General features: G+C 69.5%; 23 protein-coding genes. 9 read left to right on the top strand and 14 right to left on the bottom strand.

Annotated features, from left to right (window positions below):
* Positions 1-7 precede the first annotated feature (7 nt).
* The 3 genes from smpB to ftsE form a co-directional block, all read right to left on the bottom strand.
* Entirely contained in the window at positions 8-475 is a 468-nt protein-coding gene (gene smpB / locus ABGB18_RS20580; protein ID WP_347697160.1) for an SsrA-binding protein SmpB, read from the bottom strand.
* An 86-nt stretch (positions 476-561) separates the two neighbouring features.
* Positions 562-1,467 carry a permease-like cell division protein FtsX gene (ftsX, locus tag ABGB18_RS20585; protein WP_347697161.1) on the bottom strand — a complete coding sequence of 302 codons (906 nt, stop codon included), beginning with the start codon at positions 1,465-1,467 and terminating at the stop codon, positions 562-564.
* A gap of 21 nt (positions 1,468-1,488) precedes the next feature.
* Positions 1,489-2,178 (bottom strand): cell division ATP-binding protein FtsE, encoded by a 690-nt coding sequence (gene ftsE, locus ABGB18_RS20590; RefSeq protein ID WP_347697162.1) that lies wholly within the window; start codon positions 2,176-2,178, stop codon positions 1,489-1,491.
* A 203-nt stretch (positions 2,179-2,381) separates the two neighbouring features.
* On the opposite strand from ftsE, the gene ABGB18_RS20595 reads away from it, so the two are divergent.
* Positions 2,382-2,573, top strand: a complete 192-nt coding sequence (locus ABGB18_RS20595) for a hypothetical protein (protein ID WP_347697163.1) — start codon at positions 2,382-2,384, stop codon at positions 2,571-2,573.
* A gap of 7 nt (positions 2,574-2,580) precedes the next feature.
* Here the strand turns inward: ABGB18_RS20595 and prfB are convergent, their stop codons facing one another.
* Positions 2,581-3,696 (bottom strand): peptide chain release factor 2, encoded by a 1,116-nt coding sequence (gene prfB / locus ABGB18_RS20600; RefSeq protein ID WP_347697164.1) that lies wholly within the window; start codon positions 3,694-3,696, stop codon positions 2,581-2,583.
* Positions 3,697-3,743: 47 nt separating this feature from the next.
* Between prfB and ABGB18_RS20605 the strand changes: the two genes are divergently transcribed.
* Positions 3,744-4,787 (top strand): hypothetical protein, encoded by a 1,044-nt coding sequence (locus ABGB18_RS20605; RefSeq protein ID WP_347697165.1) that lies wholly within the window; start codon positions 3,744-3,746, stop codon positions 4,785-4,787.
* A 134-nt stretch (positions 4,788-4,921) separates the two neighbouring features.
* Here ABGB18_RS20605 and ABGB18_RS20610 read toward each other — a convergent pair whose 3' ends face one another.
* From ABGB18_RS20610 to ABGB18_RS20625, 4 genes are all read right to left on the bottom strand, one after another.
* Positions 4,922-9,799 carry an NAD-glutamate dehydrogenase gene (locus ABGB18_RS20610; RefSeq protein ID WP_347697166.1) on the bottom strand — a complete coding sequence of 1,626 codons (4,878 nt, stop codon included), beginning with the start codon at positions 9,797-9,799 and terminating at the stop codon, positions 4,922-4,924.
* Between the two features lie 38 nt (positions 9,800-9,837).
* Positions 9,838-10,641, bottom strand: coding sequence for a tryptophan 2,3-dioxygenase family protein (locus ABGB18_RS20615; protein ID WP_347697167.1), 804 nt, complete (start codon positions 10,639-10,641; stop codon positions 9,838-9,840).
* 84 nt (positions 10,642-10,725) lie between these two features.
* Positions 10,726-10,926, bottom strand: a complete 201-nt coding sequence (locus ABGB18_RS20620; protein ID WP_347697168.1) for a zf-HC2 domain-containing protein — start codon at positions 10,924-10,926, stop codon at positions 10,726-10,728.
* Entirely contained in the window at positions 10,926-11,480 is a 555-nt protein-coding gene (locus tag ABGB18_RS20625; RefSeq protein WP_347697169.1) for a sigma-70 family RNA polymerase sigma factor, read from the bottom strand. Before ABGB18_RS20625 ends, ABGB18_RS20620 begins: the two co-directional genes overlap by 1 nt.
* Before the next feature lie 108 nt (positions 11,481-11,588).
* Between ABGB18_RS20625 and ABGB18_RS20630 the strand changes: the two genes are divergently transcribed.
* The 6 genes from ABGB18_RS20630 (at position 11,589) to ABGB18_RS20655 (ending at position 16,890) form a co-directional block, all read left to right on the top strand.
* Positions 11,589-12,233: a DUF4142 domain-containing protein gene (locus tag ABGB18_RS20630; RefSeq protein WP_347697170.1), complete on the top strand. Its 645-nt coding sequence runs from the start codon at positions 11,589-11,591 to the stop codon at positions 12,231-12,233.
* Positions 12,230-13,756 carry a DUF1996 domain-containing protein gene (locus ABGB18_RS20635; protein ID WP_347697171.1) on the top strand — a complete coding sequence of 509 codons (1,527 nt, stop codon included), beginning with the start codon at positions 12,230-12,232 and terminating at the stop codon, positions 13,754-13,756. The genes ABGB18_RS20630 and ABGB18_RS20635 overlap by 4 nt, the downstream gene beginning before the upstream one ends.
* Before the next feature lie 67 nt (positions 13,757-13,823).
* Positions 13,824-14,657 carry a hypothetical protein gene (locus ABGB18_RS20640; RefSeq protein WP_347697172.1) on the top strand — a complete coding sequence of 278 codons (834 nt, stop codon included), beginning with the start codon at positions 13,824-13,826 and terminating at the stop codon, positions 14,655-14,657.
* A gap of 49 nt (positions 14,658-14,706) precedes the next feature.
* Complete coding sequence (locus ABGB18_RS20645) at positions 14,707-15,174, top strand: hypothetical protein (RefSeq protein ID WP_347697173.1); 468 nt, start codon at positions 14,707-14,709, stop codon at positions 15,172-15,174.
* A 6-nt stretch (positions 15,175-15,180) separates the two neighbouring features.
* Positions 15,181-16,311, top strand: coding sequence for an NADH-ubiquinone oxidoreductase-F iron-sulfur binding region domain-containing protein (locus ABGB18_RS20650; RefSeq protein WP_347697174.1), 1,131 nt, complete (start codon positions 15,181-15,183; stop codon positions 16,309-16,311).
* 420 nt (positions 16,312-16,731) lie between these two features.
* A complete protein-coding gene (locus ABGB18_RS20655) occupies positions 16,732-16,890 on the top strand; it encodes a BBE domain-containing protein (protein ID WP_347697260.1) in 159 nt (52 codons plus the stop codon).
* Here the strand turns inward: ABGB18_RS20655 and ABGB18_RS20660 are convergent.
* Complete coding sequence (locus tag ABGB18_RS20660; protein WP_347697175.1) at positions 16,868-17,857, bottom strand: L,D-transpeptidase family protein; 990 nt, start codon at positions 17,855-17,857, stop codon at positions 16,868-16,870. The two genes, ABGB18_RS20655 and ABGB18_RS20660, sit on opposite strands and share 23 nt — an antisense overlap.
* Before the next feature lie 167 nt (positions 17,858-18,024).
* Here ABGB18_RS20660 and ABGB18_RS20665 point away from each other — a divergent pair, with 167 nt between their 5' ends.
* Positions 18,025-18,660, top strand: coding sequence for a GNAT family protein (locus ABGB18_RS20665; RefSeq protein WP_347697176.1), 636 nt, complete (start codon positions 18,025-18,027; stop codon positions 18,658-18,660).
* 44 nt (positions 18,661-18,704) lie between these two features.
* On the opposite strand, the gene rhaS is transcribed toward ABGB18_RS20665, so the two are convergent.
* From rhaS to ABGB18_RS20690, 5 genes are all read right to left on the bottom strand, one after another.
* Positions 18,705-19,790, bottom strand: coding sequence for a rhamnose ABC transporter substrate-binding protein (rhaS, locus tag ABGB18_RS20670; protein ID WP_347697177.1), 1,086 nt, complete (start codon positions 19,788-19,790; stop codon positions 18,705-18,707).
* On the bottom strand, positions 19,787-20,866 hold the full coding sequence (locus ABGB18_RS20675; RefSeq protein ID WP_347697178.1) for an ABC transporter permease: 1,080 nt from the start codon (positions 20,864-20,866) through the stop codon (positions 19,787-19,789). Before ABGB18_RS20675 ends, rhaS begins: the two co-directional genes overlap by 4 nt.
* Positions 20,856-21,896: an ABC transporter permease gene (locus tag ABGB18_RS20680; RefSeq protein ID WP_347697179.1), complete on the bottom strand. Its 1,041-nt coding sequence runs from the start codon at positions 21,894-21,896 to the stop codon at positions 20,856-20,858. Before ABGB18_RS20680 ends, ABGB18_RS20675 begins: the two co-directional genes overlap by 11 nt.
* 46 nt (positions 21,897-21,942) lie before the next feature.
* Positions 21,943-23,439, bottom strand: a complete 1,497-nt coding sequence (locus ABGB18_RS20685; protein ID WP_347697180.1) for a sugar ABC transporter ATP-binding protein — start codon at positions 23,437-23,439, stop codon at positions 21,943-21,945.
* Positions 23,440-23,620: 181 nt separating this feature from the next.
* Positions 23,621-25,588, bottom strand: coding sequence for an acetoacetate--CoA ligase (locus ABGB18_RS20690; protein WP_347697181.1), 1,968 nt, complete (start codon positions 25,586-25,588; stop codon positions 23,621-23,623).
* Between the last annotated feature and the right edge of the window lie 13 nt (positions 25,589-25,601).

Raw genomic sequence — 25,601 nt, forward strand, 5'->3', positions numbered from 1 at the left:
GCCGCTCTCATCGGTTGCGGTGACGCAGGGCCCGGGCCATCTCGCGCTTGGCCTGCTGCTCCGCGAGGGACTGCCGCTTGTCCCAGTCCTTCTTGCCGCGGGCCAGGCCGATCTCGACCTTGGCCCGGCCGTCCTTGAAGTAGAGCGACAGCGGCACGATCGTCAGCCCGCCCTCCTTGGTCTTGGCGGCGAGCTTGTCGATCTCCTTGCGGTGCAGCAGCAGCTTGCGCTTGCGGCGGGCCGCGTGGTTGGTCCACGTCCCCTGGGTGTATTCGGGGATGTGGACGTTGAGCAGCCACGCTTCGTCGCCGTCGATGCTGGCGTAACCGTCGACGAGCGAGGCGCGGCCCTCGCGGAGGGACTTCACCTCCGTGCCCTGCAGCACGAGACCCGCCTCGAACGTGTCCTCGACGTGGTAGTCGTGCCGGGCCCGCTTGTTCTGGGCGATGACCTTCCGCCCGGTCTCACGTGGCATGCTTCGACTTTACCGGCGACCGGAACCGGAGAGAGCGAGCCGGCGGCGCCGGCGGAGGTTCGCCGCGAGCGCGACCGTCGGCACCGCTACACCCGCAGGTACCGGCGGAGCGTCACGAACGACGCCAGCACACAGATGATCACGCCGATGGCCATGGTGATCGTGATGGTCGAGGCCACCGAGTCCCAGCCGAGCTGCACTCCATTGCCGATGAAGCCGGTCAGCTCGTCGAAGAGGAAGACCTTGGTCACGATCAGGATGACCGCCGCGAACACGCCGCCGATGAGGCCGGCGATGACGCCCTCCATCACGAACGGTAGCTGGATGTACAGGTTCGACGCGCCGACCAGCCGCATGATGCCCGTCTCCCGGCGCCGGTTGAACGCCGACAGTCGCACCGTGTTGCCGATCAGCAACGCCGCCGCCAGCACCAGCACGATCGCGACCGTGAGGGCGGAGATGGCCAGTTTGTCGAGCATGGCGAAGAACGGGGCTATCAGCTCTTGCTGGTCGACCACCTGCGCGACGCCCGGCTGGCCTTCCATCGCCTTGATGACGGACTGGTAGTTGTTCGGATCGTTGATCTTGATCCGGAACGACTGCGGCATGTCCTCGACCCTGGTGGCGTCGACGAGGGCCTTGTTGGACGAGTAGGTGTCCGCGAAGTTCTTGTACGCGGTCGGCTGGTCCTCGAAGATCACATCCTTGACCCCCGGGGTGCTGTCGATGTGGGCTTTGAGGGCCGTGAGCTGCGCGTTCGTGATCGCCTTGCCTTTGCACGCCTCGATGGCGGAGTTCCGGCTGCAGACGAAGACCGAGACCTCGACCTTGTCGTCCCAGAAGCCCTTCATCATGCTGACCTGGGCGTTGATCATCAAGCCGACGCCCAGCATCGCCATGCCTACCGCCACGGTGATGACCACCGCGATCGTCATGGTCAGGTTGCGACGGAGGCCGATCCAGACCTCGGAGAAGATGAAATTCGCCCGCATGATTCTGTCTACAGCTCCCTGTCAGTACGCCTGGCCGTAAACGCCACGCGACTGGTCACGGACGATCTTGCCGTCCTCCAGCTCCACGACACGCTTGCGCATGGAGTCGACGATGGCCGCATCGTGGGTGGCCATGACGACCGTGGTGCCAGTCCTGTTGATGCGGTCGAGCACCTTCATGATGCCGATGCTCGTCGCGGGGTCGATGTTGCCCGTGGGCTCGTCGGCCAGCAAGATCATTGGCCGGTTGACGAACGCTCGGGCCATGGCGACGCGCTGCTGCTCGCCGCCGGACAGCTCGTCGGGCATCCGGTGGGCCTTGCCTTCCAGGCCGACCAGCTCGATGACCTCGGGGACCACCTTGCGGATGAACCGCCGGGGCTTGCCGATGACTTCGAGGGCGAACGCCACGTTCTCGTAGACGTTCTTGTTCGGGAGCAGCCTGAAGTCCTGGAACACGCAGCCGATGCGGCGGCGCAGGTGCGGCACCTTGAAGTTGGAGAGGCGGGCCAGGTCCTTGCCGGCGACGTGGATCGCGCCGGAGTTGGGCCGCTCCTCCTTCAGGATCAGGCGCAGGAACGTGGACTTGCCTGATCCCGAGGGACCGACGAGGAACACGAACTCGCCCTTGTCCACGTCAACGGAGACGTGGTCCAGGGCTGCCCGGTTCTGGTTCGTGTAGACCTTGGTGACATTATCGAAATGGATCACGAGAGCATCACGGCATGCCAGTCTAGGGGTCAGGACGGAAGCGAGGGTGGCACATGCCCACTTCCCGCCACCGACCGATCGGTTGGGGTCGTCTTTACCAATGATCGACGTTCCGATTGGCCAGACGACAGTCTAGGGGGAAGACTGGCATGGAACGTCCATAACGGAAACAAAACGATTGTGCGGCTAGACTTGGGGCTGACATGAGTTGCGAACACCTCGTATGCGCGCAGTGCGCCCACCCCGTTATCGAGGGCCGTTGCCCGCTGTGCCGCGCCAACCGCGAGCGGATGCACAACCACGGCTTCGCCGGGTTGTCACCCGCTCTCATCGCCCTGCTGCTGATCGTCCTGCTCTTCGTGACCTTGCTGATCGAGCGGCTGAGCGGGGTCTGAGTCCCGCCTAGGCGGAGTCTGAGTCCTGCCGCCGCATCCAGCGGATCTCCGACTCGATGAACTCGTCGAGGTCGCCGTCGAGCACGGCCGTCGGGTTGCCGGCCTCCGTGCCCGTGCGCAGGTCCTTGACGATCTGGTAGGGATGCAGCACGTAGTTGCGGATCTGCGTGCCCCACGACGTGGTGGTGGCGCCGCGCAGCTCCGACATCTTCTCCGCTTCCTCCTGCCGCTTGACCTCCAGCAGCTTGGCCTGCAGGACGTTCATCGCCGAGGCCCGGTTTTGCAGCTGGGAGCGCTCGTTCTGGCAGGAGACCACGATGCCGGTCGGCAGGTGCGTGATGCGCACCGCCGAGTCGGTGGTGTTGACGCCCTGGCCGCCGGGGCCCGACGAGCGGTAGACGTCGACACGCAGGTCGTCCTCGTTGATGTCGATGTGGTCGGTCTGCTCCACGACCGGCACGATGTCCACCCCGGCGAACGAGGTCTGTCGGCGGCCCTGGTTGTCGAACGGGCTGATGCGGACCAGCCGGTGCGTGCCGTGCTCGCCGCGTAGCGTGCCGTAGGCGTAGGGGGCCTTGATCGTGAACGTGGCCGACTTGATGCCGGCCTCCTCCGCGTAGGAGGTGTCGTAGACCTCGGTCGCGTAGCCCTTGCGCTCGGCCCAGCGCAGATACATGCGCAGCAGCATCTCGGCCCAGTCGGCGGCGTCGACGCCGCCCGCCTGGGAGTTGATGGTGACCAGCGCCTCCCGGGCGTCGTATTCGCCCGACAGCAGGGTGCGCACCTCCATGGCGCCGATGTCGGACCGGAGCACCTGGAGCTCCTTGTCGGCCTCGGCGCGCGTGTCCTCGTCGCCCTCCTCTGCCGCGAGCTCGTAGAGGACCGTCAGATCGTCGAGGCGGCGCGCGACCCCCTCCACGCGGTTGAGCTCCCCCTGCAGATGCGAGAGCTTGCTGGTGACCTTCTGGGCCTGCTCCGGGTCGTCCCAGAGGTCGGGCGCGGCGACCTGCTGCTCCAGCTCCTCGATCTGCTTGCGCATCGCGTCGAGGTCGAGCACGTCTTGGATGCTGCGGAGCGTGCCCGCTAGCTCGTTGATCTCTTCTGCCGGATCGATGCCTGCCACGTCTCCCAAGGGTACGCGACCCTCGCGCGCCCGAATAACATGGCGAGGTGCGTGCATACGGTCGGCGGAAGGCGCTGGCGCTCGCCTTCGGCGTACTGGCCGTGGCGACCGCCTGCTCCGGCGGTGCTCCACCAGCCACCACCAAGTCGGCGATGGCCCTCTCCCCGACCCCGTCGCCCACCGGGGAGCAGCCGGCCGTCACCCTGACCGAGGCGGCCGGGGAGTTCACCAAGATCACCGTCACCGACGACGCCTTCCGCGTGCGGAGCAGGGACCCGGCGTTGCGAGAAGCCCTGAAGGGGCGCCTGCGGATGGCGAAGGACCAGCTGACGGGCGGGCAGGCGTCGCTCACCGAGGCCGCCTACCTGTCGACCGACTACGCGCCGCACCGCTACCGGTGGGGGGCGCCGACGCTGTTCGTGCCCCGGTTCGCCCCGGATGAGAAGGCGCCCTGGTTCAGCGCGCTGGCGACGCGCGACGGGCGCCCGACGCTGCTGACGTTCGCCAAGTCCGACCGCTGGCGGCTCAGCTCCGCCGCCGAGCTCCTGCCCGGCCAGGAGCTGCCGGAGATCGAGCTGGACGACGACGGCTACGCCACGCCGGTGGCATCCGATGACAAAACCATTACGATCAGCCCGCAGTTCATGGGGCCGGTGCACGCCAGCGTGGCCGAGACGGGGTCCGCGGGGGTCACGGCGGGCCTGCTCGCCGCCGGGCCCTACACGACGGAGGTGGCCGAGCAGATCGCCTCGCTCCGGGAGAAGGCCAAGCTCGACGGGTTCAGCTACGACTCGATCTTCAGCGCCGACAACTTCCCCGTCTACGCGCTGCGCACCTCCAACGGCGGGGCGCTGATCCAGTACTCACTGTCCAGGAACACCACGACCAACACCAAGACGGCCGAGAAGGACTTCATCCCGGTGCCCGACTCGGCCCGCTGGGCGATCAAGGACGACGACAAGGTGGTGCGGCGGTCGCTCAAGCTGACCGAGACCCACCAGTACGCGACCGCCGTCCCCCCGCTCACCGCGCCCGCGGCCGCCTCCGTGATCGCCCATGACGGCGCTCTGACCCGGGCGTCCGGCAACTAGCAACGCAGGTTGTCTATTCGGACAACCAACGTTGCTCCATGTCGGCTGATGACATTCCCGTTCCGCGGGAGCCCGCCGACGCCGGCGGCCGTCGCGGGGGGCGGCCCCGGGGTGGGGCCGCCTGTGGGTGGGGGTCAGGACTCCGCGTGGGGGAGGTTGCTGGCGGCCACCAAGGTGCGGATGGCACGCAGGGCGACCGAGAGGGTGGCCAGGTCGAAGTGGTCGCTCTCCCAGATCTCCGACAGCGTCTGCCGGGCCCGCGAGACGGCGGCCGAGTTGTGCTCGGACCACCGCGCCAGCCGTTCCTCGGGTGACAGGCCAGGCGTGCTGTGGGCCAGCACGTCCTGGGTCAGCGAGGCGTGCGCCGCGTACAGGTCGTCGCGCAGGGCCGAGCGGGCCATCGAGTTCCAGCGGTTGTCCCGCGGCAGGGAGATGATCCGCTCCCGGAGCCGGGAGAGCTGCAGGCGGTCCGCGAGGTCGAAGTAGACCTCCCCCACCTCGTTCACCGGACGCCCCGTCAGGGACGAGATCTCCACCAGGTCCAGCGTCGAGTAGGCGGGCACCATCCCGGCCACCCGCTCGGCCAGCTCCTGCGGCACCCCCCGGGCCAGGAACGAGTCCCGGCGCTCCTCGTACGCGGTCAGGTCGGGCCCGGTGAGCAGCTTCGGGATGTGGGCGACGAGCCCGTTGACCCCCTTGACGAAGAAGCTCACGGACCCGGCCAGGTCCAGCGGCGGGCGGCGGTTGACCAGGAGCCAGCGGGCGCCGCGCTCGGCGAGCTTGCGGACCTCCAGCAGCATGGCGATCTGGGTGGCCGTGTCCACCTGGTTGTCCAGGGACTCCACGGCCCGGTGGAAGCTGGGCAGGTCGAAGACCTCGCGCGCCACCAGGTAGGCCCGTACGACGTCCGGCGTCGAGGCCCCGGTCTCCTCCCCGAAGCGGTGCAGGAACGTGGTCCCGGCGGAGTTGACCAGCTCGTTCACCACACAGGTGGTGATGATCTCGCGCCGCAGCGGGTGCGCGTCCATGTACGTCCGGAAGCGCTCCCGCAAAGCCGACGGGAAGTACGACACCAGCCACGACGCCAGATACGGATCGTCCGGCAGGTCTGAGGTCAGCAGCTCGGCGTCGGCCACCAGCTTGGTGTAGGCGAGCAGGACCGAGAACTCCGGAGCGGTGAGCCCGAGCTTGCTCTGGCGCCGCTCGGCCAGGATCTTGTCTGAAGGCAGGAACTCCAGCTCCCGGTTGACCAGCCCGTCCCGCTCCAGCCGCCGCAGGTAGCGGGCGTGGATGTGGAGCATCTCCACCGCCTGCGTACGGGCGGCGGCCAGGACGACGTTCTGCGCGTAGTTGTCGCGCAGCACCAGCTTGGCCACCTCATCGGTCATGGAGGTGAAGACCTGGTTGCGCTGCTTGTCGGTCAGCTCGCCGTCGCGGACGACCTGGTCCAGCAGGATCTTGATGTTCACCTCGTGGTCGGAGGTGTCCACCCCGGCCGAGTTGTCGATGAAGTCGGTGTTGACCAGGCCACCGTTGAGCGCGAACTCGATCCGGGCGAGCTGTGTGAACCCCAGGTTGCCGCCCTCGCCGATGACCTTGCAGCGCAACTGGTCGGCGTTGACCCGCAGCGCGTCGTTCGCCTTGTCGCCGACGTCCATGTGCGACTCGCCCGCGGCCTTGACGTAGGTGCCGATGCCGCCGTTCCACAGCAGGTCCACCGGGGCCCGCAGGATGGCGCTGATCAGGTCGTTCGGGGCCATCGACACGATCCTGGTCGGGATGCCGAGCGCCTCGCGCAACTGGGGCGTGATCTGGATCGACTTGGCGGTACGCGGGAAGACGCCGCCGCCGGGCGAGATCAGCTTGGTGTCGTAGTCGGCCCAGGAGCTGCGTGGCAGGTCGAACAGCCGCTGCCGCTCGGCGAAGGAGCGTTCGGCGTCGGGGGCGGGGTCCACGAAGATGTGCCGGTGGTCGAACGCGGCCACCAGCCGGATGTGCCGCGACAGCAGCATGCCGTTGCCGAACACGTCGCCGGACATGTCGCCGATCCCGGCCACCGTGAAGTCGGTGGTCTGCACGTCCACGCCCATGGTGCGGAAGTGGTATTTGACCGACTCCCAGGCCCCGCGGGCGGTGATGCCCATGGCCTTGTGGTCGTAGCCGATCGAACCGCCCGAGGCGAAGGCGTCACCCAGCCAGAAGCCGTACTCCTTGGCCACGGAGTTGGCGATGTCGGAGAAGGTCGCGGTGCCCTTGTCGGCGGCGACCACGAGGTAGGTGTCGTCGCCGTCGTGCCTGACCACGTCGGGCGGCGGCACGACCTTGCCGTCCACGAGGTTGTCGGTGACGTCGAGCAGGCCGGAGATGAAGGTCCGGTAGCACGCCACGCCCTCGGCCATCAGGTCCTCCCGCGTTCCGGACGCGGGCGGACGTTTCACGACAAATCCACCTTTAGACCCAGTGGGCACAATAACGGTGTTTTTCACCATCTGCGCCTTTACCAGGCCCAAAATCTCCGTACGGAAGTCCTCCATCCGGTCAGACCACCGCAAACCACCCCGCGCAACCTTCCCGAAGCGCAGGTGCACGCCCTCGACCCGCGGCGAATACACGAAAATCTCGTACTTCGGCCGCGGCAGCGGCAGCACACTGATGGCCTCAGGGTCAAACTTGAGCGAAATGTACGGTTTCCGCTCCCCGTTCTCGCCCTTCTGGAAATAGTTCGTACGCAAGGTCGCCTGGATCATCTCCAGGTAGGCCCGCAGGATCCGGTCCTCGTCCAGCGAGGCCACCTCGTCCAGCGCCCCCAGGATCTCCTCCGTGAGCGCCTCCACGAGATCGGCCCGCACCTCGTCGGACCGCCGCGGATCCAGCTTGGCCTCGAACAGGCGGACCAGCAGCCGCGCCAGGCGCAGGTTGCCCAGCAGCACCCGCTCCATGTAGATCTGCGAGAACGTACTCGCGGACTGGCGCAGGTATTTGGCGTAGACCCGCAGGATCTCGACCTGCTCCCAGGTCAGCCCGGCCCGCAGGATGAGGGCGTTGAAGTTGTCGGCCTGCACCCGGCCGGTCCACAACGCGTTGAGCCCGTCCTGGAACAGCCGCTTGAACTCGTCCCGGTCCACGTCCTCGAACGGCATGTAACGCAGCCCGAAGTCGTAGATCCAGGCGTTCTTGGTGTTCGGGTCGTTGTCCCGGTCGATCTCGTACGGCCGCTCGTCCACGACCTCGACCCCGAGCCGCTGGATCAGCGGCAGGGCGTGGGACAGCGAGATCGGCGAGCCGACCTTGTAGACCTTGAGCCGCCGCTCCCCGTCGGGCGCGTCATACGGCTCGTACAGGTTGATGCCCACCTGCTGGTCGTCGCCCTCGGCGACGAGCTCCTCCAGCCGCCGCAGGTCCATCACGGCCACCTTGGGCGCGAAGTCCGCCTTGTACCCCTCGGGGAAGGCCGAGGCGTACCGCCTGATCAGCGTGGGCGCCTCCTCCTCCGAGGTCAGCTCCGCGAGCGCGGTGGCCAGGTCGTCCTCCCAGGAGCGGGTGATGGCGGCCAGCCGCGCCTCCAGCTCCTCCACGTCCACGCCCGGCGGCGGGAGCTGCTTGCCCCGCTCACCCCGCACGACCAGGTGCAGCCGGGCCAGCACCGACTCGCCGATCATGGCGCTGTAGTCGTATGTGGTGCCGCCCAGGGCCTTGAGCAGCACGTCCTGCATCTTCAGCCGGGCGTTGGTGGTGTAACGGTCGCGCGGCAGGTAGATCAGGCAGGAGATGTAACGGCCGTAGTCGTCGCGCCGCAGGAACAGCTTGACCTGCTTGCGCTCACGCAGCCGCAGCACGCCCAGGGCGATCGGCAGGAGCTGGTCCACCGAGGTCTGGAACAGCTCGTCACGCGGGAACGTCTCCAGGATCTCGATCAGGTCCTTGCCGTCGTGGCTGTCGGGCGCCAGCCCGGCCCGCTCCAGCACGTCGGCCAGCTTGCGCCGGAGCACCGGGATCCGGGAGATCGACTCGTTGTAGGCCACGTGCGTGAACAGGCCCAGAAAGCGCCTTTCGCCGGTCACCTCGCCCTCGGGCGAGAACGTCTTCACCCCGATGTAGTCGAGATAGTTGCTCCGGTGCACGGTGGCCCTGGAGTTGGCCTTGGTGATGATCAGCAGTTGCTTCTCGCGTGCCTTGGCGCGCACCTCGGCGGGCAGGGCGGAGAAGCTGTCCGAGCCGACCCTGTCGTCGCGCAGGATGCCCAGCGCGGCCCCCGGCAGGGCGCGCAGCGTCTCGCCCTCGTCGGTGTCCTCCAGCCGGTATTCGCGGTAACCGAGGAAGGTGAAGTGCCCGTCGGCGAGCCAGCGCAGCAGGTCGAGGCTGTCCTCGACCTCCGCGGGCTCCAGCGGCGGCGGGTTCACGCTCAGGTCCTCGGCGGTCTGTACGGCCAGCGCCCGCATCTTCCTGAAGTCCTCGACCGCGTGCCGCACGTCGGTGAGCACCCGCTGGAGGTCGGCTTCGAGCACCTTGAGCTGCTCGGGGTCGGCCTGCCGGTCGATCTCCAGGTGCATCCACGACTCGACCAGCATCTGGCCGGTGACGTCCTCCTGGCCACGGCCGAGCATCCGGCCCGTCATGTCGCGGCGCACCCGCATCTGCGGGTGGACGACGAGGTGGATGCCGAGGCCATGGCGGTCGAGCTCCATGGTCACGGAGTCGACCAGGAACGGCATGTCGTCGGTCACGACCTCGACGACCGAGTGCCCGGGGTCCCAGCCGTTCTCGTCCAGCGAGGGGGTGTAGGCCCGGACGACCGCCCTTCCCTGGGGGCGGATCTCGGCCAGCTTGCGCTGCGACATCGCGGGGCCGTACACGTCAACGGGGTTGCGGTCGAGCAGGTCCTCCGGCGCCACGTGCCGGTAGTAGAACCGCAGGAAGGACAGTGCCTCCTCGGCGCTCACATGTTCGCTGCCCGCCGCGCAACGCTCGGCAGCTCGCTGGAGCAGCTCATCCTTGGCCTCGTCGAGCGGCATTTCGCTCTCACTCCTTTGTGAGGATTCGCCATGGCTGTTCACAGCCAGGCCCTTAGTTCCCACAGCAGCGGGAAGTAGTGCAGGCGCGTTCTACCGCGCAGGTATGGAGCACCGGTCGAGCCGCCCGTGCCCGACTTGGTGCCGATCTGGCGTTCGACCATCTGGACATGGCGCATCCGCCACAACGCGGCGGTCTCGTCATGCGTCAGCAGGTCTTCGGCCAGTTGCCACAGATCGTCATAAGAGCCACGATCCCTGGCCACGGTCAGCAGCGTGCCCATGATTTCCGCGTCGGAGACCGGCAGACCGCGCTGGGAGAGGGCGGCGAGATAGGCGTCCCACAGAGTGGGCTCCGCCAGCCGCCGGCGCAGCCGGGCGAGCTCGACGTCTTCGGCGTGCCGGAAGCTGCCGATGTAGTGCTCGTCCTTGAGCCCGGACAGGAACTCCAGCTCTCTGAACTGCACCGACTGGAAGCCGCTCGCGGGCGCCAGCTTCGAGCGGAACTCCAGGAAGTCCTGAGGCGTCATCGTCTCCAGGACCGCGATCTGCTCGATCAGCACCTTCTCGACCGCGTGGACCCGCCGGAAAAGCTGGCGGGCACGCCAGAACTCGCCCGCGAACATGGCGTCCCGGGCGTTCTCCAGCTCGTGGAGCAGCAGCTTGAACCACAGCTCGTAGACCTGGTGGATGGTGATGAAGAGCAGCTCGTCGGCGGCCTCCGACTGCGGCTGCTGCTGGGCGAGCAGCTCGGGCAGGCGAAGGTAGCCGCCATAGGACAGCCGGCCGCCTTCCTCGCCGAACCGCCGCTGCGGGGGAACGGGCGCATCACCGTCGATGCCCACCGAACACCTCCCCCAAATCGCCCGGCCCTGGTTCACCGAGCGTATGCCTCGCCGTACCGATATCACCCGAAAAGGGCATAGACGTCAACGTGACATCGACATCGGGGGGTCATCGCCCGACGTGGCCGAGGGGCTGTGCTTGAGCTCGTCGAGCTGCTCAGGCAGATCGGCGAGCTCTATCAGCTCAGCCTGACACTGCTCGCACGTGTCGAGGTGGCGTTCGAACGCCTCGTGCTCCTCCTCGTCGAGGACACCGAGAACGTAGGCGGCCACCCCGTCATGCATCAGCCGGCTACCCCCTTGTCCCGCAGCAGTTCGCGGAGAGCCCGAATCCCGTAGTAGAGCCGGGACTTCACCGTGCCCGGCGGTATCCCCAGTATCTCCGCCGCTTCACTTATCGTACGGTCTCGAAGGTAAGTCTGCTCAATGACTTCCCTGTGTTCTTCGGACAGGCTGCGGAGCGCGTCGGCGACAACGATCGCCGACAGAGCCCGCTCCGACCCGTCGGGCACCGCCATCATGTCGACTTCGGGCGGCTCGACCTCGTGAGGCCGGACGCTCTTTCGCCGACGTCCATCAATCACGATGCGGCGGGCCACCGTCAGTAGCCACGCCCATATAAGGCTTGGTTCCCATTGCAGTCTGGCCGAGTTACGCCAGGCCCGGACGAGCGTCTCCTGCACCACGTCTTCGGCCCATTGAAGGTCGTTACCTGTGGACTTGCGGACGTGTCGCAGCAGAGGGCCGCCGAACTCCTGGTAGAGGACCGCAATGCGGGCCTCGGCCTCGGCATCCGCACTCTCGAACCTGCCGTCGAGGTGACCTAGCACGGGGCACATCTTTACACCTTTGTTATCAGTCCGGTAGCCACTCCGATAACTCCAGTCATTTCTAACTATCTCCGGCCATGAGTGAACCAGAAGCGGGACCTCCGCGTACCTCCGACCATGCACAGGCTTTTACGTGGCGAGGTGCTGATGCTCGGCGGGTTCGTCGCCGCGGCAGCGGTGACGATCGTGCTGGTCATGCCGCCGGCCATCGATCCCGCCGCCGCTCAGTGGACGCAGACGACGTCGGGCCCCCTCACTGCCGCCGATCGCGATCTGCTGATCAAGGTGCGGCAGGCCGGGCTCTGGGAAATGCCGGTCGGCGACTACGCCCAGACCCGCGCCGAGTCCCAGCGCGTCAAGGAAGTCGGCAAGCTGCTCATGCAGGACCACATGAAGCTGGACCTGATGACCCGCCAGGTGGCCAAGCGGCTGGGTGTGGCCCTGCCCGACGAGCCCAACGCCGACCAGCAGCGCTGGATGGCCCAGCTCGCCGCGGAAAGCGGTCCCGCCTTCGACAAGGACTTCGCGAACCTGCTGCGTGCCGCGCACGGCAAGGTCTTCACGGTCGTGGCGGCTGTACGGGCCGGGACGCGTAACTCCGAGGTCAGGAAGTTCGCCCAGGAGGGCGTGAACTTCGTCATGAGGCACATGACCCTGCTGGAGTCCACCGGACTGGTCGACCACAACGACCTGCCCGAACCCCCGACGCCCTCACCCGCTCCACCCGTCGCTATGGCGGTCGAAACGAGGAGACACACATGAGGAGACCCAGACGCATGGCCGCGGCCATGTCCGCTTTGGCCGTGGCGGCCGGCGGGCTGGTGTCCGCGGCGGTCATCGGCGTCGGCCCCGTACGCGCCGACCACTGCGACCCGGCGGAGGCCACCGCGACCCCGACGGGCCAGCAGCAGAACAACCAGCCGAACAACGGCCAGGACAACGGGCAGCAGAACGACCAGCAGGGTCAGGATCAGAACCAGCAGGAGCAGGACCAGAACCAGGAGCAGGCCCCCGAGCAGCAGGCGCCTGAACAGGATGACGCGGGCCAGGACAACACCGGCCAGCAGGACACCGCAGGTCAGGAGGGCGCCGACCAGGGCGGCGCGGACCAGCAGGCCCCCCAGGGCGGCGGCATCGCCGTGGACCCGGCCCAGTCTCCCGAGGCCGAGCAGGCCGAGGACCCCGTGAACGCCGAGAACGCCGAGAACGCCGAGAACGCGGACGAGGGCGCCTCGACGTTCTCCCGCCGCGGCCGGCCGACCAGGACCGCCAGCCCGAGCCCGAGCCAGTCCCCGAGCCCGAGCCAGACGCAGACGCAGAACCCCGACGACAACGCCACCGAGGAGCCGTCGCCGAGCGCGTCCCCGACGGGATCCCCCTCGCCCTCTCCCACGCAGACCGGCAACGAGGAAGAGTGCGCCGATCTCGGCCCGTTCCCCGAGGACTTCGTCGACATCCGCCGGGTGTCCTCGGGCCAGAGCGACGCGCGGATCGGCCGGAACGGCTCGCGCGGCACCTTCGTCTCCGAGTGCGGGACGAACCGTGACGGCCACAACAACCCCGACAACTTCATCGTCGCCCCCGGCGTCAGCAACGGCGCCCACCACCTGCACGACTACGTGGGCAACCTGTCCACGGACGCCTTCTCGACCGACGAGAGCCTGGCCGCCGCGAACACCACGTGCCGGCAGGGCGACAAGTCGACCTACTTCTGGCCGGTGCTCCGCGACCGCAAGGTGGACGCCAACGTCAACGACCCGGACGGCAACGTCGGCCAGGTCCTGCGGCCGCGCGACGTGACGCTCCAGTTCCGCGGCAACGCCACCTCCCGGGTGGTCGCGATGCCGCAGTTCATCAGGATCATCACCGGTGACGCCAAGGCGGCCACCAACGGCGGCGCCAACGCCAAGGCCGGATGGAGCTGCTCGGGATTCCAAAATCGCATAAGTCCCGACAAATACACGCTTTGCCCGCGCGGCAGTCAGGTCCTCCGTATTCTGGACTTCCCGAGCTGCTGGGACGGCCAGAACACCGACAGCGCCAATCACCGCACACACGTGGTCTTCCCCGACCAGAGTGGTGCCTGTCCTCAGGGCACCAGAGCGATTCCGCAGCTACGTATGACCCTTTCGTACACCGTGCCTCAGGGTCCTTCGTACGCCGTGGACGCTTTCCCTGAGCAGAAGCACAACCCGATCACGGACCATGGCGACTTCGCCAACGTGATGCCCGATCGGTTGATGCGGACCGTCGTCGATTGCATCAACCGAGGCCGCCGTTGTTGATCTGACCCACCCTCACGGGTGCCCAGCCTTCCGAGTCGCACCCTCACCCGACCTTGGAGGGAAATAGATGCTCCACAGACGACACCCCCGGCACGCCCCCACCACGCTGGACACCAGGAACGTCCGGCTGGGGGCGAGCGCCGCGATCGCCGCGGTCGTGCTGTCAGGCTTCGTCCTGACCCGCACGGAACGCGGGATCGCGCTGCTCGGCCGAGGGGTCAGCTTCCTCGAGTTCTACGCGGGCGTGTTCTCCCTGGTACTGCTGACCGCGACCGTCGCGCTCGGCCTGCTCACCACCGAACGCGTCTTCCTGTCACCGGGCAACCGGGTCAGGGCCCAGCTCGCGCACCGGGCGACCGCGCTGATCGGGCTGGCCTTCCTGGTCACGCACATCACGCTCATGATCAGCCTCGGGCACGTTCCGCTGGGCGCGGCTGTCGTGCCCGTGGCCGGGATCTTCGTGGGCCTCGGCGCGCTGGCCTTCGACCTGATGGTCGTGGCCGTGGCCACCGGAATGATGAGGGGGCACTTCGCGGTACGGAGCAGGCCATGGATGTGGCGGATCATGCACTCCGCCGCGTATGTGGCCTGGCCCATCGCGATCATGCACGGGCTCACCGCCGGCCGTCCCCCGGCCGGCTGGGTGGCCTGGTCGTACGTGGCCTGCATGGCGGCGGTCGGCTCCGCGCTGGTCGTCCGCGTGCTGGCCACGATGCGCCGGCCTCCGCTGCTGCCCGCGCAGGTCGAAGGGCCCGCGGTGGCCTCCCCCGCCGTGGCCGGCGTACCCGTGGAACGGCCGCAGAAGGCGGCCCCCGCGGCGGCAGCGGCCGCCGCGGCCTTGAAGGTCAACGCGCCGGTGAGCCTCGCGGACGCCCGGCGCAGGTTCAGGGAGGCCGGATGACCGCCTCCGGCCCGATCGAACCCGCTCCCGCGACCCCTCAGGAGAGACCGTGATTCCGGCCAGAGTGCCGCGGGTGCTACGCATGGGTCCGGCCCGGCTGACCGCCGGGCTGGACCACTGCAGGCGCCTCGACCTGCCCGCCCACCGCACGCTCCACGGCGCTCCCGAGCCGCGCGAGCTGGACGAGCTCATCTCGCAGGTCAACGAGGTGGACATGCGCGGGCGGGGCGGCGCGGCGTTCCCGTTCGCCCGCAAGCTGCGCGCCGTGGCCGACTCGGCCGGCAACGACGACAGCGTCGTGCTGGTCAACGGCGCGGAGGGGGAGCCCGCCAGCTCCAAGGACGCCATGCTGCTGACCCGGAACCCGCACCTGGTGCTGGACGGGGCGGTGCTGGCGGCCGAGGCGCTGGGGGCCCGCGAGGTGGTCGTCGCCACGGCCGGTGGCGAGGTCGCCGAGGCGTCCGTAGCCGCCGCCGTGGCCGAGCGCCGGGCGGCGAACATCTCGGGCGGCTCCTAGAGCCGGGTGCCGATCCGGGTGGTCGGCATCCGGGAGAGGTTCATCTCCGGCGAGGGCGGCGCTCTCGTCCGCGGCGTGAACGGCGAGGAGGCCATCCCGCCGGGCAGGAAACGACGGGCCGCGACGAGCGGCGTGGACGGGCTGCCGACCCTGCTGTCCAACACGGAGACCTTCGCGCAGTTCGCGCTGCTGGCCGAACTCGGCCCGGAGAGGTACGCCGAGGTCGGCACCAGCAAGGAACCCGGCACGATCCTGCTCACCGTCAGCGGCGGCGCGGCCAACGGCGCGGTCATCGAGGCGCCGACCGGCACCTACCTGGCCGACGTGCTCGCGCTGACCGAGGCCGAGGTCGGCGACGGGGTGCTCATCGGCGGGTACCACGGGGCGTGGCTGCCGGCGGAGGTCGCCCAGTCGGCCGTGATCTCCCGCGAGGGCATGAAGCTGGCCGGGGCCACCCTGGGCGCCGGGATCATCGTCCCGCTGGGCGAGTCGACCTGCTCGCTCGGCGAGGCGGCCCGGGTCGCCGCCTACCTGGCGGCCGAGTCGGCGGGCCAGTGCGGCCCGTGCCGGCTCGGCTTACCGGACATCGCCAGGGCCATGTACGCCCTGGTGGAGGGCACCGGGTCGGTGGACGCGGTACGCCGGTGCGTACGCGGCGTCGAGCGGCGCGGTGCCTGCTTCCACCCCGACGGCACGGCCAAGTTCGTGCTGTCGGCGCTGGACGCGTTCGAGAGCGAGATCGCGCTCCACCTGGAGCACGGCTCGTGCGGGCGCCCGGTACACGGCGTGTTGCCCATGCCCGAGCGCGAGGCCGACCTCGAATATCGGCTGGAGGTCGACTGGTCCCGCTGCCAGGGCCACGGGCTGTGCGCGCACCTCCTGCCGGAGTTCGTGGACCTGGACGACTACGGGTTCCCGTCGTTCCGGAACGTCCCCGGCTGGATGGCCAAGGAGGCCAGGCGGGCGGTCGAGATGTGCCCGGCGCTGGCCCTGCGGCTGGCCCAGACGACCGGGGACGGCCCCCAGCAGCCGGCCGGGTCGCCACTGCGGCTGGTCAAGGACGGAGTGCTCAAGAAGGCTGGGTCGAGCCTGCCCCGGCTGGCGAGCGTCTCACGAGCGGGAGGAACGGCCGGGTGAAATACTGCACGCTGTACAGCGCAGCCCGATGCGGGAAGGCCGTCGCCGCGGGATCCACCCGCCCGATCGCCCCGCCGAGCGCGTCCATCAGCACCGAGTGCCGCCCGCTCCGGGGCCACCCCGGCCACCAGCGCCCGGATCCCCTCGGCGGACAGCTTCCGGTAGGCGATGTGCGACTTGGCGGCGAACGTCTCGCGCGGCAGCCGCCGGCACTCCTCGACCGACATCGACGAGCAGCCCGCCATGATCCGCATGGCGTCCAGGTGCGCGGCCGTCCGCGCCGACCGTGGCCCGGCCGCCCGCGTAGGTGATCGACGCCATCCTGGACACGTCGATCACCAGCCCGGTGCCGGTGGACCAGCCCGCGTACGATACGCGGAAGGTACGGATCGCGGGTGGTTGCGCGGAATTCACAACCAAATGTCCCGATATTTCGGATATCACGCCTATGTGAATTACATTGACCCCGATTTAGAGAATTGGCGGAGCGCTTACTACGGGGCCAATGCGAGGCGGCTGGCCGAGGTGAAGGCGACCTACGACCCCGGCCGACTGTTCAGAATATCGCAGGGGGTGTGATCTCCCCGCGCACGTGCACCGGGTGCCCGATGCCCACCAACCGGTAGAGGCGCTTGGACGTCTCCACCGGCATGCGTACGCAGCCGTGCGAGGCGGGGTGCAGCGGGAGCCGGGTGGCGCCGTGCAGGGCGATGCCGCCCACGAAGTACAGCGAGTTGAACATCGCGCCCAACTGGCCCGTCGTCCAGCCCGGCGCCCGCCTGTTGACCGTGAAGTCCCCCACCGGGGTGACCGCGTCGCCGCACCGCCCCTGGTAGCACCAGCGCACCTCGACGCCCGTGGAGACGTGCGAGTAGAGCACCGGGCGGCGATCGCGGTACAGGGTGAGAAGCTGGCGGCTCAGGTTGACCTCGACCCGGTTGGCGGCGCCGTTCGGGACCAGCGGGCGGACCTTCGGCTTCCTGCGCAGCGCCCGCCACACCTCACTCCCGACCGCCCCCTTCGGCGTCAGCCGGTGGGCCTTCTGCACGGCGTACACGCCGAACTTCGTCTGCTCGTCGTAGACCCCGTTGACCTTGCCGAAGTAGTAGCCGCCGTCGCGCATGCGCCGTTGCAGCAACGTGACGACCTCGCCGCGGTCGCCCGGCCGGAGCACGACCGGTTTGGCGACGGTGGGCGGCTCTTCCGGGACGGTGAGCGGCTCGTCCTGGAGGATGGGCCGCTCCTCCCACCGGAGCACGGGGCTCTCGTCCCGGGAGACGACACCCTCCCCCCGGGCCCCGGGGCGCTCCCCCCGGCCGACCGGCCCTATGCCCCGCACCACCGGGCTGCCCCCCTGGCCCGCCGGACTCGTGCCCCGCACCACGGGGCTCTCCTCCCGGTCCTCGGCGCTGCCACCGGGAGCTTCTCCCCGGGCGACGGGAACCCCTTCCCGGGCGGGGGGCGCCTCCTCCGCCACCGCGGGCACCGGCGTCAGCAGCCCGCATCCGGCGGCGAGAAGGGCAATTCCCGAAACCGTTATCCTCATAATTCGACGCCTACCCAGATAGCCGTAAATGCATCCTCCATGGCGGGCTTCGACGGCAAAATTCGGCAGAATAGTGAATCCCACCGAGACCGGTATTTCGCATTAATAGCATCTATGGCGGAAAACGGGTCGCAGGTCGCCCGGTATGTCTGGGAAGATGCCATACCATGCGTAACTGGCCACTCTTCGACCTGTCCATCACCACCCCACGCCTCGAACTGCGCCTGCCCTCACTCGAGGACCTCGACGAGCTGGGAGACCGGGCGGCGGAGGGTGTTCACGAGCCGGGCTTCATGCCGTTCATGATCCCGTGGACGGACGTCGAGCCGGACCAGCGGGCCAGGGGCACGCTGCAGTACCACTTCCGCACGTGGGGCGCGTTCACCCCCGCGAACTGGTCGATCGATTTCGTGGTCGTCTTCGAGGGCCAGGTCGTCGGCACCCAGGGCATCATGACCAAGGACTTCCCCGTCACCCGCGAGGTCGGCACCGGCTCCTGGCTCGGGCAGCGCTTCCAGGGCCGGGGGATCGGCACGGAGATGCGCCAGGCCGTGCTGCACCTGGCGTTCGCGGGGCTCGGGGCGGAACACGCCACGACGGGGGCGTTCGAGGACAACCACGCCTCGCTGGCGGTTACGCGGAAGCTCGGCTACCGGGACGACGGCATCTCGGTGCACGACCGCCAGGGCAAGCCGGCCGGCATCCTCCGTTTCCGCCTGACCAGGGAGGACTGGACGGAGGCGCCCGGCTTCGAGGTCCACAACCTCTCCGCCTGTCTGCCGCTCTTCGGCCTGGACGCCTGAGCTCCGCCGCGGGCGTACCACCCGGGCACGCCCGCGAGACCGGGTCAGAAGTCGAAATCGTCAATGTTGTCCTTGTTGAATACGGTCGGCTTCCCGAGCAGCACCTCCCCCTTGGCCCCGACCGTGTACTCGCCGAGCTTGCCCGCCTTGAACTTCTCCCCCTCGGCCCCGGTGATCTGCCCGGAGGCCAGCGCGGCGGCCGCGTACGAGGACAGATAGCCCAGATCGGCGGGGTTCCACAGCTCGAACGCCTCGATGGTGCCGTCCTTGACGAACTTCCTGAGCTGGTTGGGCGTGCCCAGCCCGGTCAGCTTGACCTTGCCCTTGGACGGCGAGTCCGACAGGTAGCGGGCGGCGGCCGCGATGCCCACGGTCGTCGGCGAGATGATGCCCGCCAGGTCCGGATAGGACCGCAGCAGCCCCTGCGTCTCGGTGAACGACTTCTGGTCGTCGTCGTTGCCGTAGGCGACCTTGACCAGCTCCATGTCCTTGTACTCGGGCTTGGTCAGCTCGTCCTTCATGAACTCGATCCAGGCGTTCTGGTTGGTCGCGTTCGGGGTGGCGGAGAGCACGGCGATCTTGCCCTTGTGGCCGATCTGCTCGGCCAGCAACTGCACCTCGGTACGGCCGAGGTCCTCGGCGCCGGCCTGGTTGACGAAGATGTGGCGGCCGTCGGCGGCGGTGTCGGAGTCGTAGCTGACGACCTTGATCCCGGCGGCCATGGCCTGCTTGAGCGCGGGCACCACGGCGTTGGGGTCGTTGGCGGAGATGACGATGGCGTCCTGCTTCTGCTGCGTCAGCGTGTTGATGTAGGACACCTGCGAGGACGCGCTGGCATCGGACGGCCCGACCTCCTTGCCCTCGCCGCCGAACTCCTTGGCCGCCGTGATGCCGCCCTCGTTCGCGATCGTGAAGTACGGGTTGTTGACCTGCTTCGGCAGGAACGCGATCTTCAGTCCCTGCTTGAGGGGGGCGTTCGGGTCGGCCGCGGCCGACGACGCGGCGGTGGCCGGGGCGGAGGACTGCTGCTGGGCCACATCGCTCCTGGTGGTGCCGCCACCGCAGGCGGCGGTCAGCAGGACGAGCCCGGTAAGGAGCGCCGCGGGGCGCCAAGGGGTGCGCGTTGTCATGAAACGGACTTCCCTTCCACTTGTGGTGTTGTGCGCCGCCGCCTGACCGCCCCCAGGTTCGGCGCCAGCACGGACGCGACGAGCAGCAGGCCCGTCACGAAGTTGAGGACCTCGTTGGCCACGTCGGCGAGGATCAGCGCGTTACGCACCACGCCGAGCAGCAGCACCGCCATGAGGACGCCGGGCAGCGTGCCCCGCCCGCCGAAGATCGACACCCCGCCGAGCAGCACGGCGGCCACCACGGCGAGCTCCAGCCCCATGCCGTTGTCCGCCCGGGCGCTGGCGTAGCGGAACGTGTAGACCAGGGACGCCAGCGAGGCCATCGTCCCGGAGGCCACGAACAGCCAGAACTTGATCCGCTTGACCCGGACTCCGGCGAAGAAGGCGGCCTCCATGTTCGAGCCGAGCGCGAAGATCGACCGGCCCAGCCCGGTGGCGTGCAGCACCACGGCCGCCACCCCCGCCAGCGCCAGGACCAGCAGCGAGGCCAGCGGGATCGGGCCCAGGGAGGCGGTGGCCAGGCTGGTGTAGGCGGGCGGCAGGTCGGCCACCGCCTGGTCGCCGAGCATCACGTACGCCAGGCCGCGGAACAGCGCGTACGTGCCGATCGTCACCGCCAGCGAGGGCAGGCCGAGCCGGGTGACGAGCAGGCCGTTGAACGCGCCGCAGACGGCGCCGACCAGCAGGCAGATCGGCATGATCGCCTCGATCGGCAGGCCCGCGTTCCAGAGCCAGCCGAGCACCGCGCAGGACAGGCCCAGCGTGGAGGCCACCGACAGGTCGATCTCGGCCGCCACGATCACCAGCGTCATGGTGAGCGCCATCAGGGCGATCTCGGTGGTGTCCAGGAGCAGGAAGGAGACGTTGGAGCCGTTGGCGAAGCCGTCCACGCCGAGCGAGGCCCACAGGGCGACCCCGATCAGCAGGACCAGGATCAGCCCCTCCCACCGGCGCGCCATCCGCCCGGCGAGCCCTTCGCTCCGCCCGGTGTCCGGAGCCGACCCGGGGCGCTCGGCGGACCCGGGGTGCTCGGCGGACCCCTGGGGTTCAGCGGGCCCGGGGTGTTCAGCGGGCATCGCGGAACCTCCTGCGGCGCAGTGCGGCGGCGACGCGTAGCGCGAGCAGCCGGTCGAGGACGATGGCGGCGATCAGCAGCGCGCCGTTGATCGCCGTCTGGGCGAGCGCGTCCACCCGCAGCACGGCCAGCGCGCTGGTGATGCTCGACAGGAGCAGCGCTCCGAGCGCCGCCCCGTACACCGTGCCGCTGCCGCCGAAGATCGCCACGCCGCCCACCACGACGGCCGCGATCACGTCCAGCTCCTTACCGGTGGCCACGGTGGCGTCCACGGTGCCGAACCTGGCCGCCCACAGGACCCCGGCCAGCCCGGCCAGCGCCCCGTTGGCGACGAACGCCGCGACGATCCTGCGGCGTACCCGGATCCCGGCCAGCACGGCGGCCTCGGGGTTGGAGCCGATGGCGTACAGCTCGCGGCCGGCCCGCAGGTTGCCCAGCATCCAGCCGGCGACCAGCAGCACGGCCAGGGCGACCAGGGCGGGCAGCGGGATCCCGAGCACCGAGCGGGTCCCCAGGGCCAGGAAGCCCTCGGGCATGTCGGCGGCGTTCACCTGGCGGCCGCCGGCCCAGGCGTAGTCGATGCCGCGGAAGGCGTACAGGGTGCCCAGGGTGGCCACCAGCGCGGGCACCTTGGCCACGCCGACGAGCAGGCCGTTGACGGCCCCGCAGGCGGCGCCGAGCACCACGCACCCGGCGACCACCACAGGGATGGGCACGCCCGGGCTGTCGGCCAGGACGAGCGCGCCGCCGAACGCCGACAGGCCGACCACGGAGCTGACCGACAGGTCCACGTTCCTGGTGATCACGACGAGCGTCTGGCCGACCGCGAGCAGGGCCACGATGGCGGAGTTCAGCAGGATGTCGCGCAGGCTGGCGTAGCTCAGAAAGCCGGGGTTGACCGCGCCGGTCACGCCGAACAGCACGCCGAGCGCGACCACGATGCCCAGCTCGCGCACCCGCGCGACCCGGTCGACGAGCCGCCGTCCCCCGTTCCGGCGCGCGGCCTGCGGCCTGGTGGCGGTGGCGGTCACGCGTCCTCCCTCCCCGGCAGGCCGCGCGGAAGCCTCCGGACCCGGCTCACGCGGCGCTCCTTCCGGTGGCGGCGGCCATGACTCTCTCCTCCGTCGCATCCCCGCGGGCGATCTCGGCGACCAGCCGCCCCTCGTGCATGACCAGCACCCGATCGGCCATGCCGAGCACCTCGGGCAGCTCCGAGGAGATCATCAGCACTGCCACCCCGTTCCCGGACAGCTCCGACAGCAGCCGGTGCACCTCGGCCTTGGTGCCCACGTCGATCCCCCGGGTGGGCTCGTCCACGATGAGCACCGACGGCCGGCGCGCCAGCCACTTGGCCAGCACGACCTTCTGCTGGTTGCCGCCGGACAGGACGTTCACGGGGTCCGTCAGCCGGGCGAACTTCAGCCGCAGCCGCACCGCCCAGTCCCGGGCCCGCGCCCGCTCGGCCGGCCTGGAGATCAACGGCCCCCGGCGTACGGCGGCCAGCCCGGCGAGCCCGATGTTGCGCTCGATCGACAGGTCCATGACCAGCCCCTGCTGCCGCCGGTCCTCGGGCACCAGCGCCAGCCCCGCCGCCATCGCGGCCGTGGGACTGGCGGGCCGCAGCCGCCGGCCGTCCACCTCCACGCTGCCGGCGTCCCACCGGTCGATCCCGAACACGGCCCTGGCCACCTCGCTGCGCCCGGCCCCGACCAGCCCGGCCAGCGCGACGATCTCGCCCCGCCGCACCTCGAAGGACACATCGGTGAACACGCCCTCGCGGGTCAGCCGGCGCACCTCCAGCGCGATCTCCCCGGCGGTCGTCTCCTGCTTGGGGAACAGGGCCTCCAGCTCCCTGCCGACCATGCGGCGTACCAGGTCGTCGGGGGTGATGTCGGCGATCGGGTCGACGGCGACGAAGCCGCCGTCGCGCAGGGTGGTCACCCGCTGGCACAGCTCGAACATCTCCTCCAGCCGATGGGAGACGAACAGCAACGCGCACCCTTGCTCGCGCAGCGCCTTGGCGACGCCGAACAGCCGGGCGACCTCCTGGCCGGACAGGGCGGCGGTGGGCTCGTCCATGATGAGCACCCGCGCCTGCCGCGACAGCGCCTTGGCGATCTCCACAAGCTGCTGGTCGGCGATCGACAGGCCGCGGGCCGGCTGGTCGGGATCGAGGTGCACGCCGAGCCGGGCGAACAGCTCGGCGGCCTCCGCGCGCATGGCCCGCCGGTCGATGCCGAGGCGGGCGCGGGGCTGGCGGCCCATGAAGATGTTCTCCATGACCGAAAGGTCGGGGAACAGGGTCGGTTCCTGATAGATCACCGCGACCCCGGCCGCCTGCGCGTCCGCGGGCCCGCCGAACTCGACCGGCTCCCCGTCCAGCAGGATCCGCCCCGAGTCGGGCCGGTGCACGCCTGAGAGGATCTTCACGAGCGTGGACTTGCCCGCGCCGTTCTCCCCGGCGAGCGCGTGCGCCTCACCGGGGAACAGTTCCAGAGAGACCTCGCGTACGGCGCGCACCGCACCGAACGCCTTGCTGACCTGTGAGAGGGACAGAACGGGAGTTTGATCCATGTGCCGCGCTCCCGGGCGAAAATCGTTTTAAGCAGTGGGAGGACGGTAGATCAGCAAGCGGTCCGGCGTCAATGGGCGGTCGAGGCGAGGCCCCATTGCGCCCCCGAGCCTGCGCGACCTGCGCAAATTGTTACGTTTTAAGCACTTCGCCCGCGGGAACCGGCAGCCTTCCGCGGCAAGATCATCCTGTTGCCGGCCTGAAGTGCCGCAGCACCTCGGGGTTGGCCATGGCGTCCGGGTTGGCCGCCTCCTCGACGGGCGTGCCGAGCAGGATCTTGCGCACCGGCACCTCCAGCTTCTTGCCGGAGAGCGTGCGCGGGATGCCGGGCACGGCGTGGATCTCGTCGGGCACGTGCCGGGGCGACAGCTCCTCGCGCAGCGCGCCGCAGAGGGAGCGTCGCAGCTCCTCGGTGAGCGTGGCACCGGGGGCGAGCGTCACGTACAGCAGCAGCCGCCCCTCCTGGCCGAGCCTGCCCGTGTCGATCACCAGACTGTCGGCGATCTCGTCGAACCGCTCCACGACCCGGTAGAACTCGCTGGTGCCCATCCGGACGCCGCCCCGGTTGAGGGTCGAGTCGGAGCGCCCGTAGATCACGCAGCTCCCGTCCTTGTTGAGCTTGATCCAGTCGCCGTGCCGCCACACGCCCGGGTAGACGTCGAAATAGCTCTCGAAGTAGCGCCGTCCGCCGGGGTCGTTCCAGAACATCACCGGCATCGACGGCATCGGCCGCGTCACCACCAGCTCGCCCACCTCCCCGGCCACCGGCCGGCCGGCCGGATCGTACGACTCCACCTTCGCCCCCAGCGACCGGCACGGGATGATCCCCGCCCGGATCGGGTGGAGCAGGGTGGCCCCGACGAACCCGGTGCACACGTCGGTGCCGCCGGAGAACGAGCCGACCGGCACCCCGGGCAATTGGGAGGCCACCCACGCGAACCCCTCGGGCGGCAGCGGCGACCCGGTCGAGCCGACGCCGCGCAGCCGTTCGAGCCCTTCGAGCCGGATCCCGGCCTTCTGCGAGGCCATGATGTACGGTGCCCCGACCCCGAAGTAGGTGACCTGCTCGGAGCCGGCGATCCGCCACAGCGCGGCCGCCGAGGGATAGGTGGCCGCGCCGTCGTAGAGCACCGGCGTGGCCCCCACCAGCAGGGCGCCGACGAGGTAGTTCCACATCATCCAGCCGGTGGTGGTGTACCAGAAGAACACCTCGCCCTCGCCCAGGTCCTGGTGGAAGGCGAGCGACTTGAGGTGCTCCAGCACCACGCCGCCGTGGCCGTGCACGATCGGCTTGGGCAGCCCGGTCGTGCCACTGGAGTAGAGGATCCACAGCGGGTGCTCGAACGGCACCCGCTCGAACTCCAGCGGCTCCTGCTCGGCCCGCAGCCCCTCCCAGCCGATCACCTCGCCGTGCGGCGTCTCCGCGGCGGGATCTTCGGCGGGCTCGGCCCGCTGGGGCGCGCGGCCCTCCTCGGCGGCGGCCAGGTAGGGGATCCAGACGGTCGCGCGCAGCGTGGGCAGCGCGGCGGCGATCTCGTTGACGGCGGCCGAGCGGTCGTAGCGCTTGCCGTTGTAGCGGTAGCCGTCGACCGCGATGAGCACCTTGGGCTCGATCTGCTTGAACCTGTCGACGATGCTCGCCACCCCGAAGTCGGGCGACCCGGCCGACCAGACCGCCCCCAGCGAGGCGGTGGCGAGGAAGGCGATCAGGGCCTGCGGGATGTTCGGCAGGTAGCCGGCCACCCGGTCGCCGCGCCCCACCCCGAGCCGGACCAGGCCGGCCCGGACCCGGGCGACCTCGTCACGCAGCTCGGCGCGGCTCAGCTCCTGGCGGGCGCCGTCCTCGGAGACGAACACCACGGCGGTGCCCTCGGCGTGGCGCAGCGCGTTTTCCGCGTAGTTGATCGTGCTGCCGGCGAACCACCGGGCGTTCGGCATCTCCCCGGACACCACGGGCCCGTCGCCACGCTCCCCGAGCACGCCGAAGTAGTCCCAGATCGAGGTCCAGAACTCCGCCGGCCGGTCCACCGACCACTGCCAGAGATCCTCGTAAGGCCCGGACCGGCCCAGCCACTCCAGATAGCGGGTCAGCCTGGCGGACGCGACGACTTCTTCGCTCGGCTCCCAGAGAAGCTCGCCCTCAGCAACCATGTGTCCCATCCTG

Origin of the sequence: Nonomuraea sp. B12E4 (assembly GCF_039871825.1) — a bacterium.
GTDB lineage: Bacteria > Actinomycetota > Actinomycetes > Streptosporangiales > Streptosporangiaceae > Nonomuraea.

What these genes read in the sequence shown, in the direction of transcription:
- smpB (WP_347697160.1), bottom strand. Translation starts at nt 475, where the DNA reads ATGCCACGTGAGACCGGGCGGAAGGTCATCGCCCAGAACAAGCGGGCC.
- ftsX (WP_347697161.1), bottom strand. Translation starts at nt 1,467, where the DNA reads ATGCGGGCGAATTTCATCTTCTCCGAGGTCTGGATCGGCCTCCGTCGC.
- ABGB18_RS20595 (WP_347697163.1), top strand. Translation starts at nt 2,382, where the DNA reads ATGAGTTGCGAACACCTCGTATGCGCGCAGTGCGCCCACCCCGTTATC.
- ABGB18_RS20610 (WP_347697166.1), bottom strand. Translation starts at nt 9,799, where the DNA reads ATGCCGCTCGACGAGGCCAAGGATGAGCTGCTCCAGCGAGCTGCCGAG.
- ABGB18_RS20620 (WP_347697168.1), bottom strand. Translation starts at nt 10,926, where the DNA reads ATGCATGACGGGGTGGCCGCCTACGTTCTCGGTGTCCTCGACGAGGAG.
- ABGB18_RS20625 (WP_347697169.1), bottom strand. Translation starts at nt 11,480, where the DNA reads ATGTGCCCCGTGCTAGGTCACCTCGACGGCAGGTTCGAGAGTGCGGAT.
- ABGB18_RS20630 (WP_347697170.1), top strand. Translation starts at nt 11,589, where the DNA reads ATGCACAGGCTTTTACGTGGCGAGGTGCTGATGCTCGGCGGGTTCGTC.
- ABGB18_RS20635 (WP_347697171.1), top strand. Translation starts at nt 12,230, where the DNA reads ATGAGGAGACCCAGACGCATGGCCGCGGCCATGTCCGCTTTGGCCGTG.
- ABGB18_RS20640 (WP_347697172.1), top strand. Translation starts at nt 13,824, where the DNA reads ATGCTCCACAGACGACACCCCCGGCACGCCCCCACCACGCTGGACACC.
- ABGB18_RS20655 (WP_347697260.1), top strand. Translation starts at nt 16,732, where the DNA reads ATGTCCCGATATTTCGGATATCACGCCTATGTGAATTACATTGACCCC.
- ABGB18_RS20660 (WP_347697175.1), bottom strand. Translation starts at nt 17,857, where the DNA reads ATGAGGATAACGGTTTCGGGAATTGCCCTTCTCGCCGCCGGATGCGGG.
- ABGB18_RS20665 (WP_347697176.1), top strand. Translation starts at nt 18,025, where the DNA reads ATGCGTAACTGGCCACTCTTCGACCTGTCCATCACCACCCCACGCCTC.
- rhaS (WP_347697177.1), bottom strand. Translation starts at nt 19,790, where the DNA reads ATGACAACGCGCACCCCTTGGCGCCCCGCGGCGCTCCTTACCGGGCTC.
- ABGB18_RS20675 (WP_347697178.1), bottom strand. Translation starts at nt 20,866, where the DNA reads ATGCCCGCTGAACACCCCGGGCCCGCTGAACCCCAGGGGTCCGCCGAG.
- ABGB18_RS20685 (WP_347697180.1), bottom strand. Translation starts at nt 23,439, where the DNA reads ATGGATCAAACTCCCGTTCTGTCCCTCTCACAGGTCAGCAAGGCGTTC.
- ABGB18_RS20690 (WP_347697181.1), bottom strand. Translation starts at nt 25,588, where the DNA reads ATGGTTGCTGAGGGCGAGCTTCTCTGGGAGCCGAGCGAAGAAGTCGTC.